The sequence below is a fragment of the Streptomyces sp. NBC_01268 genome, assembly GCF_036240795.1.
GTDB lineage: Bacteria > Actinomycetota > Actinomycetes > Streptomycetales > Streptomycetaceae > Streptomyces.
This window is the reverse complement of the sequence record NZ_CP108454.1, coordinates 4,262,313-4,275,611: the sequence shown is the minus strand read 5'-3', so window position 1 is coordinate 4,275,611 and position 13,299 is coordinate 4,262,313. Positions and strand designations below refer to the sequence as shown.

Here is a 13,299-nt window from a genome sequence, read left to right as displayed (position 1 = left end):
GGCGGCGGGATGATCCGGTCATGAGCCCCGAGATCCACCTCGCCCAGCAGCCCGAGGCAGACGAGCTGCTCGGCCGCTCCCCGCTCGCCGCGCTCGTCGGCATGCTGCTCGACCAGCAGGTGCCGATGGAGTGGGCGTTCTCCGGCCCGTACACGATCGCGACCCGGATGGGCCACGACGACCTGGACGCGCACGAGATCGCCGTCCACGACCCCGAGGCCTTCGCCGCGCTGCTCTCCGAGAAGCCGGCCGTGCACCGCTACCCGGGCTCCATGGCCAAGCGGATCCAGCAGCTGTGCCGGTTCCTCGTCGACGAGTACGGCGGCGACGCCGAGGCCGTCTGGCGGGACGCGGCGACCGGGACGGAGCTGCTCGCCCGGCTCAAGGCGCTGCCCGGGTTCGGCGAGCAGAAGGCGCGGATCTTCCTGGCCCTGCTCGGCAAGCGGTACGACGTGCGCCCCACGGGCTGGCGGGAGGCGGCGGGCGCGTACGGCGAGGCGAGCTGCTACCGCTCGGCCGCCGACATCACCGGGCCGGAGTCGCTGGCCAAGGTGCGCGCCCACAAGCAGGAGATGAAGGCGGCGGCCAAGGCGAGCGCGGCCGCCCCCAAATCCAGCAAAACAACCCGGAATTGAAAATTCCAGATTTCAATCCTGTTCAACCTGACAGGAATTGCGCCAGATGTGTTCACAAAATCCACCACGCGTCGCTAACTTCCCTTCCACCTCGTACGAATCGGGAAGGACTTCTGTGAACGCAACCCAGCGCAGAGCCGCCGCCGTTCTGGCCGCCGCCGCACTCGCCACCCCGCTGGTGCTCGCCGCGCCCGCCACCGCCACCCCCGACCCCGGGGCCGCGGCAGCCCGCGACGCCGCCAAGCTGGCGAAGAAGCTGGTCCGTGAGACGTCCGCGAAGGACGCCTACAAGCACCTCCAGAAGTTCCAGGCGATAGCCGACTCGGCCGGCGGCAACCGCGCCGCCGGCACGCTCGGCCACGACGCCTCGGCCGCGTACGTGTACACGCAGCTGAAGAAGGCCGGCTACGCCGTCACGTACCAGAAGTTCGACTTCATCTACACCCAGACGCTCGCCGAGAAGGCCTCCGTCGTCTCCCCCGCCGCCCGTGACCTCGACATCAAGGCGATGACCTACACCAAGTCGACCCCGGTCGGCGGCGTGACGGCCGCGCTCGCCGCGGTCCCGGTCGACGCGGACGGCACCACCGGCTGCGAGCCGGGCGACTTCGCCTCCGGCACCTTCACCGGCAAGATCGCGCTCATCAAGCGCGGCGGCTGCAACTTCTCCGTCAAGCAGCAGAACGCGGGCGCCGCCGGTGCCGTCGGCGCGATCGTCTACAACAACGCCGAAGGCGTCCTCTCCGGCACCCTCGGCGAGCCCGGCCCCGGCGTCCCGACCGGCGGCATCACCAAGGCCGAGGGCGAGGCGCTCGTCGCCGACCTCGCCAAGGGCGCGGTGAACCTCTCCTTCGAGATCCGCCAGCTCCAGGAGAAGCGTTCCACCAACAACGTCATCGCGGAGACCGTCGGCGGCAACGCCGCCAACACCGTGGTGCTCGGCTCGCACCTCGACTCCGTCACCGCGGGCCCCGGCATCAACGACAACGGCTCCGGCTCGGCCGGCCTCCTCCAGACCGCCCTGGAGCTCGCCAAGTCCAAGGACAAGGTCCGCAACAAGGTCCGCTTCGCCTGGTGGTCCGCCGAGGAGAACGGCCTGCTCGGCTCCGAGCACTACGTCGCCAACCTCAGCGAGCTCGGCAAGAAGGAGATCAAGCTCTACCTGAACTTCGACATGATCGCCTCGCCGAACTACGGACTCTTCGTCTACGACGGCGACAACTCCGACGGCGTCGGCTCGGGCGCGGGCCCCGAGGGCTCCGCCCAGCTGGAGCGCGACATCAACGACTTCCTCGACGGACGCGGCACCGCGCACGAGGGAACCGACTTCACCGGCCGCTCCGACTACGGCCCGTTCGTCGACGCCGGCATCGCCTCCGGCGGCACCTTCACCGGCGCCGAGGGCATCAAGACCGCGGGCCAGGCGGCCAAGTTCGGCGGCCAGGCGGGCGTCGCCTACGACGTGAACTACCACGCCAAGGGCGACGACCTCTCGAACATCAACATGACGGCCTTCGACGTCAACATCGACGTCATCGCCAACGCCGTGGGCACCTACGCCCACGACATCAGCTCCCTGAAGCGCCCGGTCGTCTCCGTCCCGACCACCGGCGACGCGGGCAGCGGCGGCGGCCTGCACTCCGACCACGACGAGGCCACCGAGTAGTCCACCGGCCGGCCACCGAGTAGTCCACCGGGCCGGTCACCGGCCGGGCGGGGCCACCCCGCCCGGCCGGTGCCGCTAGCGCTTCCTGCGTGCCGTCCCGAAGAGCGAACGGGAGATCTCCCGGCCCAGCTGGGTCCCGACCGAGCGCGCGAGGGACTTGAAGATCCCACTGCCGACGACCTGTTCGGCGAGCGAGGGCTCCTCCTTCCCGCGAGGAGCCCTCGCTGCCTCCTTCGCGTCCCGCGCGGCCTCCTCGGCCGCCTCCTTCTCCTCCGCCGCCCGCAGCGCCGCCGTCTCCGCCGCCTGCTGCTCGGCCGTCAGCTTCTCGTACGCCGACTCGCGGTCCACCGCCTCCGCGTACCGCCCGTACAGCAGCGATCCCCTCACCGCCGCCTCCAGGTCGGCCGCCGGGACCGGGCCCATCAGCGACTGCGGCGCCCGCAGCCGGGTCGCCGCCACCGGGGTCGGGGCGCCCTTCTCGCTCAGGACGGTGATCACGGCCTCGCCCGTGCCGAGCCCGGTCAGCACCTCCTCCAGGTCGTACGCCGACCGGGGGAAGGTCCGCACCGTCGCCTTGAGCGCCTTGGCGTCGTCCGGCGTGAAGGCGCGCAGCGCGTGCTGCACCCGGTTGCCCAGCTGGGCGAGCACGTCCGCGGGCACGTCCTTGGGGGTCTGCGTCACGAAGAACACCCCGACGCCCTTGGAACGGATCAGCCGCACGGTCTGCGTGATCGACTCCAGGAAGGCCTTCGAGGCCCCGCTGAACAGCAGGTGCGCCTCGTCGAAGAAGAACACCAGCTTCGGCTTGTCGACGTCGCCGACCTCCGGCAGGTCGCCGTAGAGGTCCGCGAGCAGCCACATCAGGAACGTCGAGAACAGCTGCGGCTTGTCCTGCACCGCCGCCAGCTCCAGCACGGAGACGACACCGCGGCCGTCCGCCGCCGTGCGCAGGAACTCGCCGGTGTCGAACTCCGGCTCCCCGAAGAAGCCGCCCGCGCCCTGCTGCTCGAACGCGGTGATCGTGCGCAGGATCACCCCGGCCGTCGCCGTCGAAAGCCCGCCGATCCCCTTCAGTTCGGCCTTGCCCACGTCCGACACGAGGAAGGCGACCACCGCCCGCAGGTCCTTCAGGTCCACCAGCTCCAGGCCCTTGGCGTCGGCGTAGTGGAAGATCAGGCCGAGCGACTGCTCCTGCGTCTGGTTGAGCTGGAGCACCTTGGAGAGCAGCACCGGGCCGAAGCTGGTCACGGTGGCCCGCACCGGGATGCCAGGGCCGGTGCCGCCGAGCCCGTAGAACTCGCAGGGGAAGCCCGTCGCCGTCCACTCCTGCCCTACCTGCGCGGCCCGTTCCCGGACCTTCTCGCCGTCCACGCCGGGCGCGGCGACCCCGGACACGTCGCCCTTGATGTCGGCGAGGAAGACGGGCACGCCGTTCGCGGACAGCTGCTCGGCGATCAGCTGGAGCGTCTTCGTCTTGCCCGTGCCGGTCGCTCCGGCGACCAGACCGTGCCGGTTGAGCATGGGCAGCGGGATGCGGATGCGCGCGTCCGGGTGACATTCCCCGTCCCAGAGCAGGGCCCCCAGATCGAGTGCCGCTCCGTCGAAGGCGTACCCGGCGGCGATCGGCGCCCAGGGCTCGGCGCCCGCCTGCACCGCGGAGCCTGTCGACGGCTGGTCGCTCCCACTCATTGGCGGACCCCTGTCCCACGTGCGTACGGCTTGATCCCGGTTTGTCCCAGCATCGCACCGGGCCTGCGTGGCTGCGCCGGGAGCCGGTCGCCCGGTAGGCTTTCCGTGTGATCTTCAAGCGCATCGGTAACGGAAAGCCGTATCCCGACCACGGCCGGGAAAACACCCGGCAGTGGGCGGACGTCGCCCCGCGCCCGGTCCGCCTCGATCAGCTGGTGACGACCAAGGGCCAGCTGGACCTGGAGACCCTCCTCGCCGAGGACTCGACCTTCTACGGCGACCTCTTCGCGCACGTCGTGAAGTGGCGGGGCGACCTCTACCTGGAGGACGGACTGCACCGCGCGGTCCGCGCCGCGCTCCAGCAGCGCCAGGTGCTGCACGCCCGCGTGCTGGAGATGGACTGACCGTCGGCCGCCTCCCCGCGCCCTCCCGGCCCGCCCATCGGGCAGCCCGCCGGGCACCCCGGCCGACACCTCGGACCGCTCCCCGCTGATCCTTTCGGGGCCACTTCGCCCCCATCCGGACGCGATCACATGATCATCCAGTAGGCATCGCCCACCGGCGGCATTACGCTGCGTTCATGAGCATGCTCACTCCCCCCGGAATGGGCGGAAAGTACCGCATCACGGGCGATGTCTACCCGCGCATGCGCCGCCCCCACCGCCGGCGCAGGATCATCCTCACAGCCGCGGCCGGAGCGCTCGTGCTCGGTGCGGCGGGCTGGGGGACGCTGCAGCTGGTCGAGGTCTTCACCGGAGGCGACGGGAAGACCACCACGGCCGCCGGGAAGCAGGCCGACTGCAAACCCGTCGCCAAGGCGAGCGCACAGCCCGCCACCGCCCTGCCCAAGCCCGGCCAGATCACGGTCAACGTCTACAACGCGACCCCGCGCGCCGGGCTCGCCAAGACGACCGCGGACGAGCTGAAGAAGCGCGGCTTCGCCATCGGCAAGGTGGGCAACGCCCCGGCCGCGTACGACAAGAAGGTCACCGGCTCCGGGATACTGCTCGGCGCCCCCGCCGCCACCAAGGGGAGCTTCTCCGTGCTCGGCACCCAGCTGAAGGGCGCCACGACAAAGGTCGACGCCCGCACCACGGCGGACGTCGACCTGATCATCGGCACGGCCTTCAAGACCCTCGACCCGAAGGCCGCGGCGGACGCGGCGCTCGTGGCCCTCAACAGGCCCAAGCCGCCCCTGCCCGGACACTGCTAGACACCCGGGCACCCGTCCGCGGACCGGTCGGTCCGCGGACCGACCGGTCCGCGGACGAACCGGCTCTACGGACGAACCGGCTCTACGGACGGACGGTCAGCAGGCGAACTGCCCACGGGCGAACCGGACGACGGACCAGTCGACGGACCAGTCGACGTACCAGCAGACGGGCCAGCAGACGGACTAGTCGGCGGACCCGTACATCCGGTCGCCCGCGTCGCCCAGGCCCGGGACGATGTAGCCGCTCTCGTTGAGGCGCTCGTCGACCGAGGCCGTCACGACGGTCACCGGCGTGCCCGCCAGCTCGCGCTCCATGACCTCGACGCCCTCCGGGGCGGCGAGCAGCACGACCGCGGTCACGTCGTCGGCGCCGCGCTTGATGAGCTCCTGGATCGCCGCCACCAGCGTGCCGCCGGTCGCGAGCATCGGGTCCAGGACGTACACCTGGCGGCCGGACAGGTCCTCCGGCATCCGCGAGGCGTACGTGGACGCCTCCAGCGTCTCCTCGTTGCGGATCATGCCGAGGAAGCCCACCTCGGCCGTCGGGAGGAGCCGCACCATGCCGTCGAGCATGCCGAGGCCGGCCCGCAGGATCGGGACCACCAGCGGACGCGGGTACGACAGCTTCACACCGGTCGTCGGCGTGACGGGGGTCTCGATGTCGACCTGCTCGGTGCGCACGTCCCTGGTCGCCTCGTAGGCGAGCAGCGTGACCAGCTCGTCGGCGAGCCGGCGGAAGGTCGGGGAGTCCGTGCGCTTGTCGCGCAGCGTGGTGAGCTTGTGAGCGACCAGCGGGTGATCGACGACGTGGAGACGCATGGCTCCACAGTAGCCGGGACTGGCGTCGAACCACGCCGTGGAGGGAAGGTGGGGACACAGGTACCGGACCTAGTCCTGGGGTGGTGTGGCCCATGCCCGACCTGGAAGGCAAGCCCGGCGGACCCGCTCCCGAGGAGCGCCGCCCGGAGACCGACGCGGAGCGCCGCAGGCGCCGCGCCCAGTTCCTGCGCGAGCTGAACGAGGCCAAGGCGCTGCGCGACCGCGTCCAGCCCCGGCGCGCCCGGGCGGCCCGGATGCGGCAGGCCATGCGCATGCGGACCTTCCGCTGGTGACGCGCCGGTGACCCGCCGACGGCTCCCCCGGTGACGTACGGGTGAAGCGCCACTGACCCGCCCGCCGTGCGCCCCCCGTGTGCGCCGGGGTCGCACGCCCGCCCGATCGCGGTGTCGTTCAGACTGATGCACGACGCAAGAGCCGAAGACCTCTCCTGAGGCCTCCGTTTCTGCCACGATGCCGATTGGGCGGGGCATCAGGAGCGCGCCGCCGGATCGTCACACCTCTGATCAGTGGGAGAGTCAGGTGTACTTCGCCGCACTGCTCGCGCGCACCGAAGACGGGTGGGAAGCGAGCGATACAGAGCTCGACAGTGTGGAGACCCTGTCGGACATCGCCGATCTGGCCCGGGAGGCCGCGGCGGACGACAGCGAGACCGTGATCGTGTTCATCGAGCAGGAGGACGCGTGGTTCGGCGTCGTCCGCGTCGACGGCGAGGACGACCCGCGGGTCTTCGTCTCGAACGCGGCCGCGGCGGCCCGTTCCTCGTACGGGGAGATCCTCACTTCGGAGGTCCTCGGCGACGACCCGCGCGACGCTGACACCGACGTGGACGCGCTGGACCTGGACGGCACGGAGGACGGCGAGCCCGTCGACGCCTCGGCCGGCGAGGACGACGAGGAGACGGGCGTGCCCGCCGCCCCCGTCGGCGACCGGCACATCCTGGCGGACCTGGGCATCTCCGAGCGGGAGCTGCTCGCGCTCGACAGCGACGCCCTCGGGGAGATCGCGGAGGCCCTCGGTGCCTCCTCCGTCCTGGAGGCCGTGCGCTAGTGCCCCTGGCGGTACCTGGCCCCGGCGTGGGCCCCGATCCCGTACGGGACCCCTGGCGGGATCCGATGCGGCAGGCCCTCGCCGAGGCGGACAGGGCCGCGCTGGCCGGTGACGTACCGGTCGGCGCGGTCGTGCTCTCCCCGGACGGCACGGTCCTCTCCCTCGGCCACAACGAGCGCGAGGCGACCGGCGACCCGACGGCCCACGCCGAGGTCCTCGCCCTGCGGCGGGCGGCCGCGGCGACCGGCGAGTGGCGGCTGACCGGCTGCACGCTCGTGGTGACCCTGGAGCCGTGCGTGATGTGCGCGGGCGCACTCGTCCAGGCGCGGGTCGAACGGGTGGTCTTCGGCGCCTGGGACGAGAAGGCGGGCGCGACCGGCTCGCTCTGGGACCTCGTGCGCGACCGGCGGCTCAACCATCGCCCCGAGGTCGTCCACGGGGTGCTGGAAGAGGAGTGCTCCCGTCAGCTGACGGCCTTCTTCCGGGACCGCTGAGGCTCCTTACGGCCCGGCCCCGACCCGCCTCCCACCTGCGGAGACATAAGGATTTCAGTCCTGGGGCACCTTTGGGCTAAGCTCTCTCTCGGTAGCGTGTCCGAGCGGCCGAAGGAGCTCGCCTCGAAAGCGAGTGTGGGGAAACTCACCGAGGGTTCAAATCCCTCCGCTACCGCCAGAGAACCTCCCCCAGCTTCGGCTGGGGGAGGTTTTTTCATGTCCGCGAACCCCCGCCCCCCTCAAGGCGAACCCTCACGGCAACCCCTCACGGCAAACCCTCAAGCCGAACCCCAAGCCGAACCCAAGGCGAACCCTCAAAGGTGAATGCGCCCGAGTCATGACCATGACAATCATGCCCGGATGGAAGAAGGTTGGGGACGGGGGGAGCGGCATCGGGGGGACAAGCCGCTCCCCCCGACGAGAACCGGTCCTGCAAGTCCTGCACCGCAGTCAGGGGGGAAGCTCACGGCGCGGACCCCGCAGTGAGGGCCGGTTCCTCGAACCCTGCGGATTCCTGCCAGACCCGCCGGGCTCGAGATCCATACTGCTCCTCCGCCACCCGCCCGGACGGCGGCAAAAGGCCCCGACGGCAGGGCCCTTGGTCCATAAAGACCCCGTGAGGAGGGCCTGGGCTAGACTCGGCGACCGCGCGGCGGAGGCGGGCCAGGGGAGGGCGGAGCAGATGGCGCAGGCGAAGAAGATCGCTCTCTACGCGGTCGTGGTTTTCGTGCTGTACACGATCATCACGTCCCCGGCCCGGGCGGCGGATCTCGTCCAGGTAGGGTTCGAAGGCATATCGAGCGCCGCTCAAGGCGTCGGCCAGTTCATGACCGAGCTCGTCAACTAGGAGTACCGCCCGTGATCCGCCATCTGGTCCTCTTCAAGCTCAACGACGGCGTGCAGCGCGACGAGCCCCGCGTGGTGGCGGGCGTCGAGGCCTTCCGCGCCCTCGGCTCCCAGATCCCGGAGCTGCGCTTCTGGGAGTGCGACTGGAACATCTCGGACCGCCCGATCGCGTACGACTTCGCCATCAACTCGGCCGTCGAGGACGCGGACGCGCTCAAGCGCTACCTGGAGCACCCGGCGCACCAGGCGGGCGTGGGCCAGTGGCGCGAGTTCGCGACCTGGGTGATCGCCGACTACCCCTTCGAGGGCTGAGACCGGCTGAGCCCCCCGCACGGGCTCGCCCTCGCCCCGCTCCACCCCTGACTTCTTCCGGGCCTCCCGCCGACCTTCGGCGGGGGGCCCAAAGTTTTACCCGCCCAACTTGCCCTCAACACGTGGTTATACGGTGCTTGCACACAGTGGACATGTCTTGTGATGCTATGACCGCTTTTGACGGATGAGTCGACCGAAGTTGACATGAAGGGGTGGCGTGAACGTGCCGGCCAGTGCAGCGCCTCAAGTCCCGCCCCAGAACGAGGCCGGGGCGCCCGAGACCCCACGCCCCCGCCCCCAGAGCACCCGAGGCGCCGACACCCGCGCCCTGACCCAGGTGCTCTTCGGGCAGCTCAAGAACCTGGAGCCGGGCACCCCCGAGCACCACCGCGTGCGGGGGGCCCTGATCGAGGCCAACCTGCCCCTCGTGCGGTACGCCGCCGCCCGCTTCCGCAGCCGCAACGAGCCGATGGAGGACGTGGTCCAGGTCGGCACGATCGGCCTGATCAACGCCATCGACCGCTTCGACCCCGACCGGGGCGTGCAGTTCCCGACCTTCGCGATGCCGACCGTCGTCGGCGAGATCAAGCGCTACTTCCGCGACAACGTCCGCACCGTCCACGTGCCCCGCCGGCTCCACGAGCTGTGGGTCCAGGTCAACGGCGCCACCGAGGACCTGACCACGGCCCACGGCCGCTCCCCGACCACCGCCGAGATCGCCGAACGCCTCAAGATCGGCGAGGACGAGGTGCTGGCCTGCATCGAGGCCGGCCGCTCCTACCACGCCACCTCCCTGGAGGCGGCCCAGGAGGGCGACGGCCTGCCCGGCCTGCTCGACCGACTCGGCTACGAGGACCCGGCGCTCGCCGGCGTCGAACACCGCGACCTCGTACGCCACCTGCTCGTCCAGCTCCCCGAGCGCGAGCAGCGGATCCTGATGCTGCGTTACTACAGCAACCTGACGCAGTCCCAGATCAGCCAGGAGCTCGGGGTCTCGCAGATGCACGTGTCAAGGCTCCTCGCCCGAAGCTTCGCCCGGCTGAGATCCGCAAATCGGATCGAGGCGTAGCTGAGACGGGTAGACCGTTTCGGAGCAGTTTTTCGGCACCCCAAATGCCGCACACCCCTTGTTTCCTGCGGATATTCGCCCTCGGCTTGTCGACAAGTCACTACAGCGTGTTGCCGACATGTGACATTCTGCAGAAACCGAGTTTGCCGCGGCCCCGCCTCCGGTATTCAGGTGGAGGCTGCGTTCCTCAGTTGGTCGTGGCCGCCACGACCGTCCGCGACCTCAAGGGGGTGGCATGTCCGCAGAACAGGGCAGCTCGAAGGTGCTCACGCTCACGCCCATGCCCGCGTCCGTGCAGACGCCCGTCTCCGTGCCGACGGCCGCCATGGCGCAGACGGCCCCGCCGACGGGCGTGCCCGCCCAGACGACGGCTCCGACCGCCGCCGACGCGGCGCCCGCGCCCGACGAGACCCTCGTCGCCCCGCCGGCCGTCACGCCCGAGGCACTCGACACCCGCACCCTCTCGCGCTCCCTGTTCCTGCGGCTGCGCGCCCTGGACGACAAGGGCGTCGCCGCGGACAGCCCGGAGCGGACCTACGTCCGCGACACCCTCATCCAGCTCAACCTCCCCCTCGTGCGGTACGCGGCGGCCCGCTTCCGCTCCCGCAACGAGCCCATGGAGGACATCGTCCAGGTCGGCACCATCGGCCTGATCAAGGCGATCGACCGCTTCGACTGCGAACGGGGCGTGGAGTTCCCGACCTTCGCCATGCCGACCGTCGTGGGCGAGATCAAGCGCTTCTTCCGCGACACCTCCTGGTCCGTCCGCGTCCCGCGCCGCCTCCAGGAGCTCCGCCTCGCCCTCACCAAGGCCAGCGACGAGCTCGCGCAGAAGCTGGACCGCTCCCCCACCGTCCCCGAACTCGCGGCGGTGCTCGGGGTGTCGGAGGAGGACGTCGTCGACGGCCTCGCCGTCGGCAACGCGTACACGGCCTCCTCGCTCGACTCCCCGTCCCCCGAGGACGACGGCGGCGAGGGCTCCCTCGCGGACCGCCTCGGCTACGAGGACAGCGCCCTGGAGGGCGTCGAGTACCGCGAGTCGCTGAAGCCGCTGCTCGCCAAACTCCCGCCCCGCGAGCGGCAGATCATCATGCTCCGCTTCTTCGCCAACATGACCCAGTCCCAGATCGGCGAGGAGGTCGGCATCTCCCAGATGCACGTCTCCCGCCTGCTCACCCGCACGCTGGCACAGCTGCGGGAAGGACTGATCGCCGACTGAACCCAGCCGTTCTGCTTCCTTCCTGACGCAACGTCAGACACACTGGCGCCCATGGTGAGCTCGTGGCGAAGGAAGCGTCCGGGACTCGTGGTGGTCGCGCTCTGCCTCGGCGGAGCGCTCACCGCCTGCGGATCGGGCGACGACGGCGAGGGATACGCGGCGGTCGGCGCCGGCTCCTCCCCCGAGGGAGCGGTTCCGCCGAGCGGATCGGTGACGCTCGTCCCGCTGGACCCGGCACGCACCGGAGACACCTCCAGCACGTCGTCCCCGTCGCCGCGCCCACCGGGCGGTACGGACGGCGCGGCCCCTGGCCGTACGGCCGCCAAAGACCCCGGCGGCCCGCGCACGGCCACGGCGCCGCCCCCGACCCGTACCGGCGGAACACCGTCGACGACCGCCCCCAGGCCCCCGTCCTCGGCGCCGGGCACACCAGGCGGCCCCGGCACTCCCAGCACACCGGGCACGAAGCCCACGAGCCCCGCCCGGCCCACCACGCCCCCCGGCACCACGGCCCCGCCCGCCGCACTCACCCTCTCCGCGCCCACGCTCGCCGACACCGACAAGCGCTGGTGCGAGAACGTGACGGTCACCATCCGCAACACCGGCGGAACGGCTGCCCGTTCGGGCACGGTCACCTTCGCGACCCACATCATCGGCGCCCTCGGCGTCGACTGGGCCACCATCGGATCCAGCCAGCCCCTGCCGGCCCCGATCGCGGCCGGGGAGACCCGCACCAGGACCTACACGGTGTGCGTGGAGTCCTGGCGGGTCCCGCTCGGCATGCGCGTGGACACCCGGACCGTCACGGCCTCATGGCAGTGAGCAGCACCTCGGCGAACTCCTCCGGGCGTTCGACGCACCCGAGGTGCCCGCCCGGGAACACCACCGCGGCGGCCCCGGTCACCTCGGCGATCCGCCGCGCCGGACCCACCAGCGCCTCCTGACCGTCCGACTCCCGGCCGACCCCCAGGACCAGCTTCCCGGCGGCGGCGCGCAGCCCGTCGAGATCCGGGGCGGAGGAGGAGAAGGGGCACAGCACGTGCTCCAGGAAGACGGGCATGTTGGCCGCCATGCGGGAGGCCATCGGCCGGATGGCCTCGGGCAGTTCGGCATGCCGCCGCTGCCCCGCCGCCGGCTCCGGCCTGCGTCCGTCGGGCGTCTCGGCGAACCGGGCCATCGCGGGGCCGAGCCCCTGCGTACGGTGCAGCTCGCGCACCTCGGCGAAGTGGGCGCGGTACGGGCCGGGGTCGGCGAGCAGTTCCACCAGGGGCGGCTCGTGGGCGACGACGCGGCGCAGGCGACCGGGGTGGGCGGCGAGCAGGGCGAGGGCCACGATCGCGCCCGAGCTGCCGCCGTAGACGTACGCGGCTTCGCCGTCCGGCACGACCGCGTCGAGGACCGCGCGGGCGTCCTCGGCCCACACCTCGACCCGCTGGTCGGCGAGCGGCCCGTCGAGCGGGCTGCGGGAGAGACCGCGCTGGTCGTAGGAGACGACCGTGTGCCCGGCGCCCGCGAGCAGGTCCGCCATCCCCTCGTACAGTCCGGCGTCGCCCGCGCCACCGGGTATGAGCAGGAGGACGGGGCCGGTGCCCCGCGTCTCGTACCGCAGGGTGGCGCCGGGGACGGACAGGACGGCGGCGTTCAGGACGGGCTTCACGACCAGCTCTCCAGGGTGGTGTGCAGGGCGTCGAGCGAGCGAGCCCAGGAGTCGGTGACGGGCCGGGAGGCGTGGAACCCGCCGCTCAGCTCCAGATGGATGTAGCCGTGGAAGGTGGCGCGGAGCAGCCGCCCGGCGTCGGTGAGGTCGGGCTCGGCGAGCCCGTAGCCGCGCAGCATCCCGTACGTGAGCTCCACGGCGCGGAGGAGGACGGCGGGGTCACCGATCTCCTCCGGCTCGATCCGCTGCTGGGTGGCGGCGTAGCGGCCGGGGTGGGCGAGCGCGTAGCCGCGGTAGGCGTCGGCGAAGGCCACGAGCGCGTCCTTGCCGGAACGCCCGGCGACGGCTGTCCCGATGGCCTCGTTCATCTCCCCGGAGGCGAAGAGGGCGAGGCGGACGCGCAGGTCGCGGAGGTTCCTGATGTGCGAGTAGAGGCTCGCGTCCTTGACGCCGAAGCGGCGGGCGAGGGCGGAGACGGTGACCTTGTCGAGGCCGTCCGCGTCGGCCAGCTCGGCGGCGGCCCGGACGAGACGGTCGACGGTGATGCCGGCGCGGACCATTGCCGGACTCCTTCCTAGGGACTCTAGGTTAAAAGCTAGCATCCCTAGGAAG

General features: G+C 71.4%; 16 protein-coding genes and 1 tRNA gene. 13 read left to right on the top strand and 4 right to left on the bottom strand.

Going from position 1 to position 13,299, the window contains the following annotated elements:
- The first annotated feature begins 20 nt into the window (after positions 1-20).
- Positions 21-635 carry an HhH-GPD-type base excision DNA repair protein gene (locus OG309_RS19050; protein WP_329422447.1) on the top strand — a complete coding sequence of 205 codons (615 nt, stop codon included), beginning with the start codon at positions 21-23 and terminating at the stop codon, positions 633-635.
- Positions 636-750: 115 nt separating this feature from the next.
- Positions 751-2,301 carry a M28 family metallopeptidase gene (locus tag OG309_RS19045; protein ID WP_329422445.1) on the top strand — a complete coding sequence of 517 codons (1,551 nt, stop codon included), beginning with the start codon at positions 751-753 and terminating at the stop codon, positions 2,299-2,301.
- A 75-nt stretch (positions 2,302-2,376) separates the two neighbouring features.
- On the opposite strand, the gene OG309_RS19040 is transcribed toward OG309_RS19045, so the two are convergent.
- Complete coding sequence (locus OG309_RS19040; RefSeq protein WP_329422444.1) at positions 2,377-3,990, bottom strand: helicase HerA-like domain-containing protein; 1,614 nt, start codon at positions 3,988-3,990, stop codon at positions 2,377-2,379.
- Between the two features lie 107 nt (positions 3,991-4,097).
- Here OG309_RS19040 and OG309_RS19035 point away from each other — a divergent pair, with 107 nt between their 5' ends.
- Both OG309_RS19035 and OG309_RS19030 read left to right on the top strand, forming a co-directional pair.
- Positions 4,098-4,394, top strand: coding sequence for a type II toxin-antitoxin system VapB family antitoxin (locus tag OG309_RS19035; RefSeq protein WP_329422442.1), 297 nt, complete (start codon positions 4,098-4,100; stop codon positions 4,392-4,394).
- Positions 4,395-4,570: 176 nt separating this feature from the next.
- On the top strand, positions 4,571-5,203 hold the full coding sequence (locus tag OG309_RS19030; RefSeq protein ID WP_329422441.1) for a LytR C-terminal domain-containing protein: 633 nt from the start codon (positions 4,571-4,573) through the stop codon (positions 5,201-5,203).
- Between the two features lie 183 nt (positions 5,204-5,386).
- Here the strand turns inward: OG309_RS19030 and upp are convergent, their stop codons facing one another.
- The gene (gene upp, locus OG309_RS19025; RefSeq protein WP_329422440.1) at positions 5,387-6,022 is read right to left on the bottom strand and encodes a uracil phosphoribosyltransferase; all 636 of its coding nucleotides are present in this window, start codon (positions 6,020-6,022) and stop codon (positions 5,387-5,389) included.
- A gap of 92 nt (positions 6,023-6,114) precedes the next feature.
- Here upp and OG309_RS19020 point away from each other — a divergent pair, with 92 nt between their 5' ends.
- The 9 genes from OG309_RS19020 (at position 6,115) to OG309_RS18980 (ending at position 11,852) form a co-directional block, all read left to right on the top strand.
- Positions 6,115-6,315, top strand: coding sequence for a hypothetical protein (locus OG309_RS19020; protein WP_329422439.1), 201 nt, complete (start codon positions 6,115-6,117; stop codon positions 6,313-6,315).
- A 247-nt stretch (positions 6,316-6,562) separates the two neighbouring features.
- Positions 6,563-7,090 carry a tRNA adenosine deaminase-associated protein gene (locus OG309_RS19015; protein WP_329422438.1) on the top strand — a complete coding sequence of 176 codons (528 nt, stop codon included), beginning with the start codon at positions 6,563-6,565 and terminating at the stop codon, positions 7,088-7,090.
- A gap of 65 nt (positions 7,091-7,155) precedes the next feature.
- Positions 7,156-7,584 carry a tRNA adenosine(34) deaminase TadA gene (gene tadA / locus OG309_RS19010; protein WP_329428433.1) on the top strand — a complete coding sequence of 143 codons (429 nt, stop codon included), beginning with the start codon at positions 7,156-7,158 and terminating at the stop codon, positions 7,582-7,584.
- Positions 7,585-7,674: 90 nt separating this feature from the next.
- A tRNA-Ser gene (locus OG309_RS19005) sits at positions 7,675-7,762 on the top strand.
- A gap of 504 nt (positions 7,763-8,266) precedes the next feature.
- Entirely contained in the window at positions 8,267-8,431 is a 165-nt protein-coding gene (locus OG309_RS19000) for a hypothetical protein (RefSeq protein WP_164986384.1), read from the top strand.
- Between the two features lie 11 nt (positions 8,432-8,442).
- Positions 8,443-8,742, top strand: a complete 300-nt coding sequence (locus OG309_RS18995) for a Dabb family protein (protein WP_329422435.1) — start codon at positions 8,443-8,445, stop codon at positions 8,740-8,742.
- Between the two features lie 223 nt (positions 8,743-8,965).
- Positions 8,966-9,811: an RNA polymerase sigma factor SigF gene (locus tag OG309_RS18990; RefSeq protein ID WP_329422433.1), complete on the top strand. Its 846-nt coding sequence runs from the start codon at positions 8,966-8,968 to the stop codon at positions 9,809-9,811.
- 235 nt (positions 9,812-10,046) lie between these two features.
- Positions 10,047-11,030, top strand: a complete 984-nt coding sequence (locus OG309_RS18985) for an RNA polymerase sigma factor SigF (RefSeq protein ID WP_329422432.1) — start codon at positions 10,047-10,049, stop codon at positions 11,028-11,030.
- A 51-nt stretch (positions 11,031-11,081) separates the two neighbouring features.
- Entirely contained in the window at positions 11,082-11,852 is a 771-nt protein-coding gene (locus tag OG309_RS18980) for a hypothetical protein (RefSeq protein ID WP_329422431.1), read from the top strand.
- Here the strand turns inward: OG309_RS18980 and OG309_RS18975 are convergent.
- Together OG309_RS18975 and OG309_RS18970 are read right to left on the bottom strand one after the other, a co-directional pair.
- Positions 11,833-12,687 carry an alpha/beta fold hydrolase gene (locus tag OG309_RS18975; protein ID WP_329422429.1) on the bottom strand — a complete coding sequence of 285 codons (855 nt, stop codon included), beginning with the start codon at positions 12,685-12,687 and terminating at the stop codon, positions 11,833-11,835. The genes OG309_RS18980 and OG309_RS18975 overlap by 20 nt on opposite strands.
- Entirely contained in the window at positions 12,684-13,247 is a 564-nt protein-coding gene (locus OG309_RS18970) for a TetR/AcrR family transcriptional regulator (protein ID WP_329422427.1), read from the bottom strand. The genes OG309_RS18975 and OG309_RS18970 overlap by 4 nt, the downstream gene beginning before the upstream one ends.
- Positions 13,248-13,299: the final 52 nt, after the last annotated feature.

Excerpts from the sequence above, each read along its gene's own strand:
- OG309_RS18985 (WP_329422432.1), top strand. The coding sequence starts at position 10,047 with ATGTCCGCAGAACAGGGCAGCTCGAAGGTGCTCACGCTCACGCCCATG.
- OG309_RS19030 (WP_329422441.1), top strand. The coding sequence starts at position 4,571 with ATGAGCATGCTCACTCCCCCCGGAATGGGCGGAAAGTACCGCATCACG.
- OG309_RS19020 (WP_329422439.1), top strand. The coding sequence starts at position 6,115 with ATGCCCGACCTGGAAGGCAAGCCCGGCGGACCCGCTCCCGAGGAGCGC.
- OG309_RS19050 (WP_329422447.1), top strand. The coding sequence starts at position 21 with ATGAGCCCCGAGATCCACCTCGCCCAGCAGCCCGAGGCAGACGAGCTG.
- OG309_RS19040 (WP_329422444.1), bottom strand. The coding sequence starts at position 3,990 with ATGAGTGGGAGCGACCAGCCGTCGACAGGCTCCGCGGTGCAGGCGGGC.
- tadA (WP_329428433.1), top strand. The coding sequence starts at position 7,156 with ATGCGGCAGGCCCTCGCCGAGGCGGACAGGGCCGCGCTGGCCGGTGAC.
- OG309_RS19000 (WP_164986384.1), top strand. The coding sequence starts at position 8,267 with ATGGCGCAGGCGAAGAAGATCGCTCTCTACGCGGTCGTGGTTTTCGTG.
- upp (WP_329422440.1), bottom strand. The coding sequence starts at position 6,022 with ATGCGTCTCCACGTCGTCGATCACCCGCTGGTCGCTCACAAGCTCACC.
- OG309_RS18980 (WP_329422431.1), top strand. The coding sequence starts at position 11,082 with ATGGTGAGCTCGTGGCGAAGGAAGCGTCCGGGACTCGTGGTGGTCGCG.
- OG309_RS18970 (WP_329422427.1), bottom strand. The coding sequence starts at position 13,247 with ATGGTCCGCGCCGGCATCACCGTCGACCGTCTCGTCCGGGCCGCCGCC.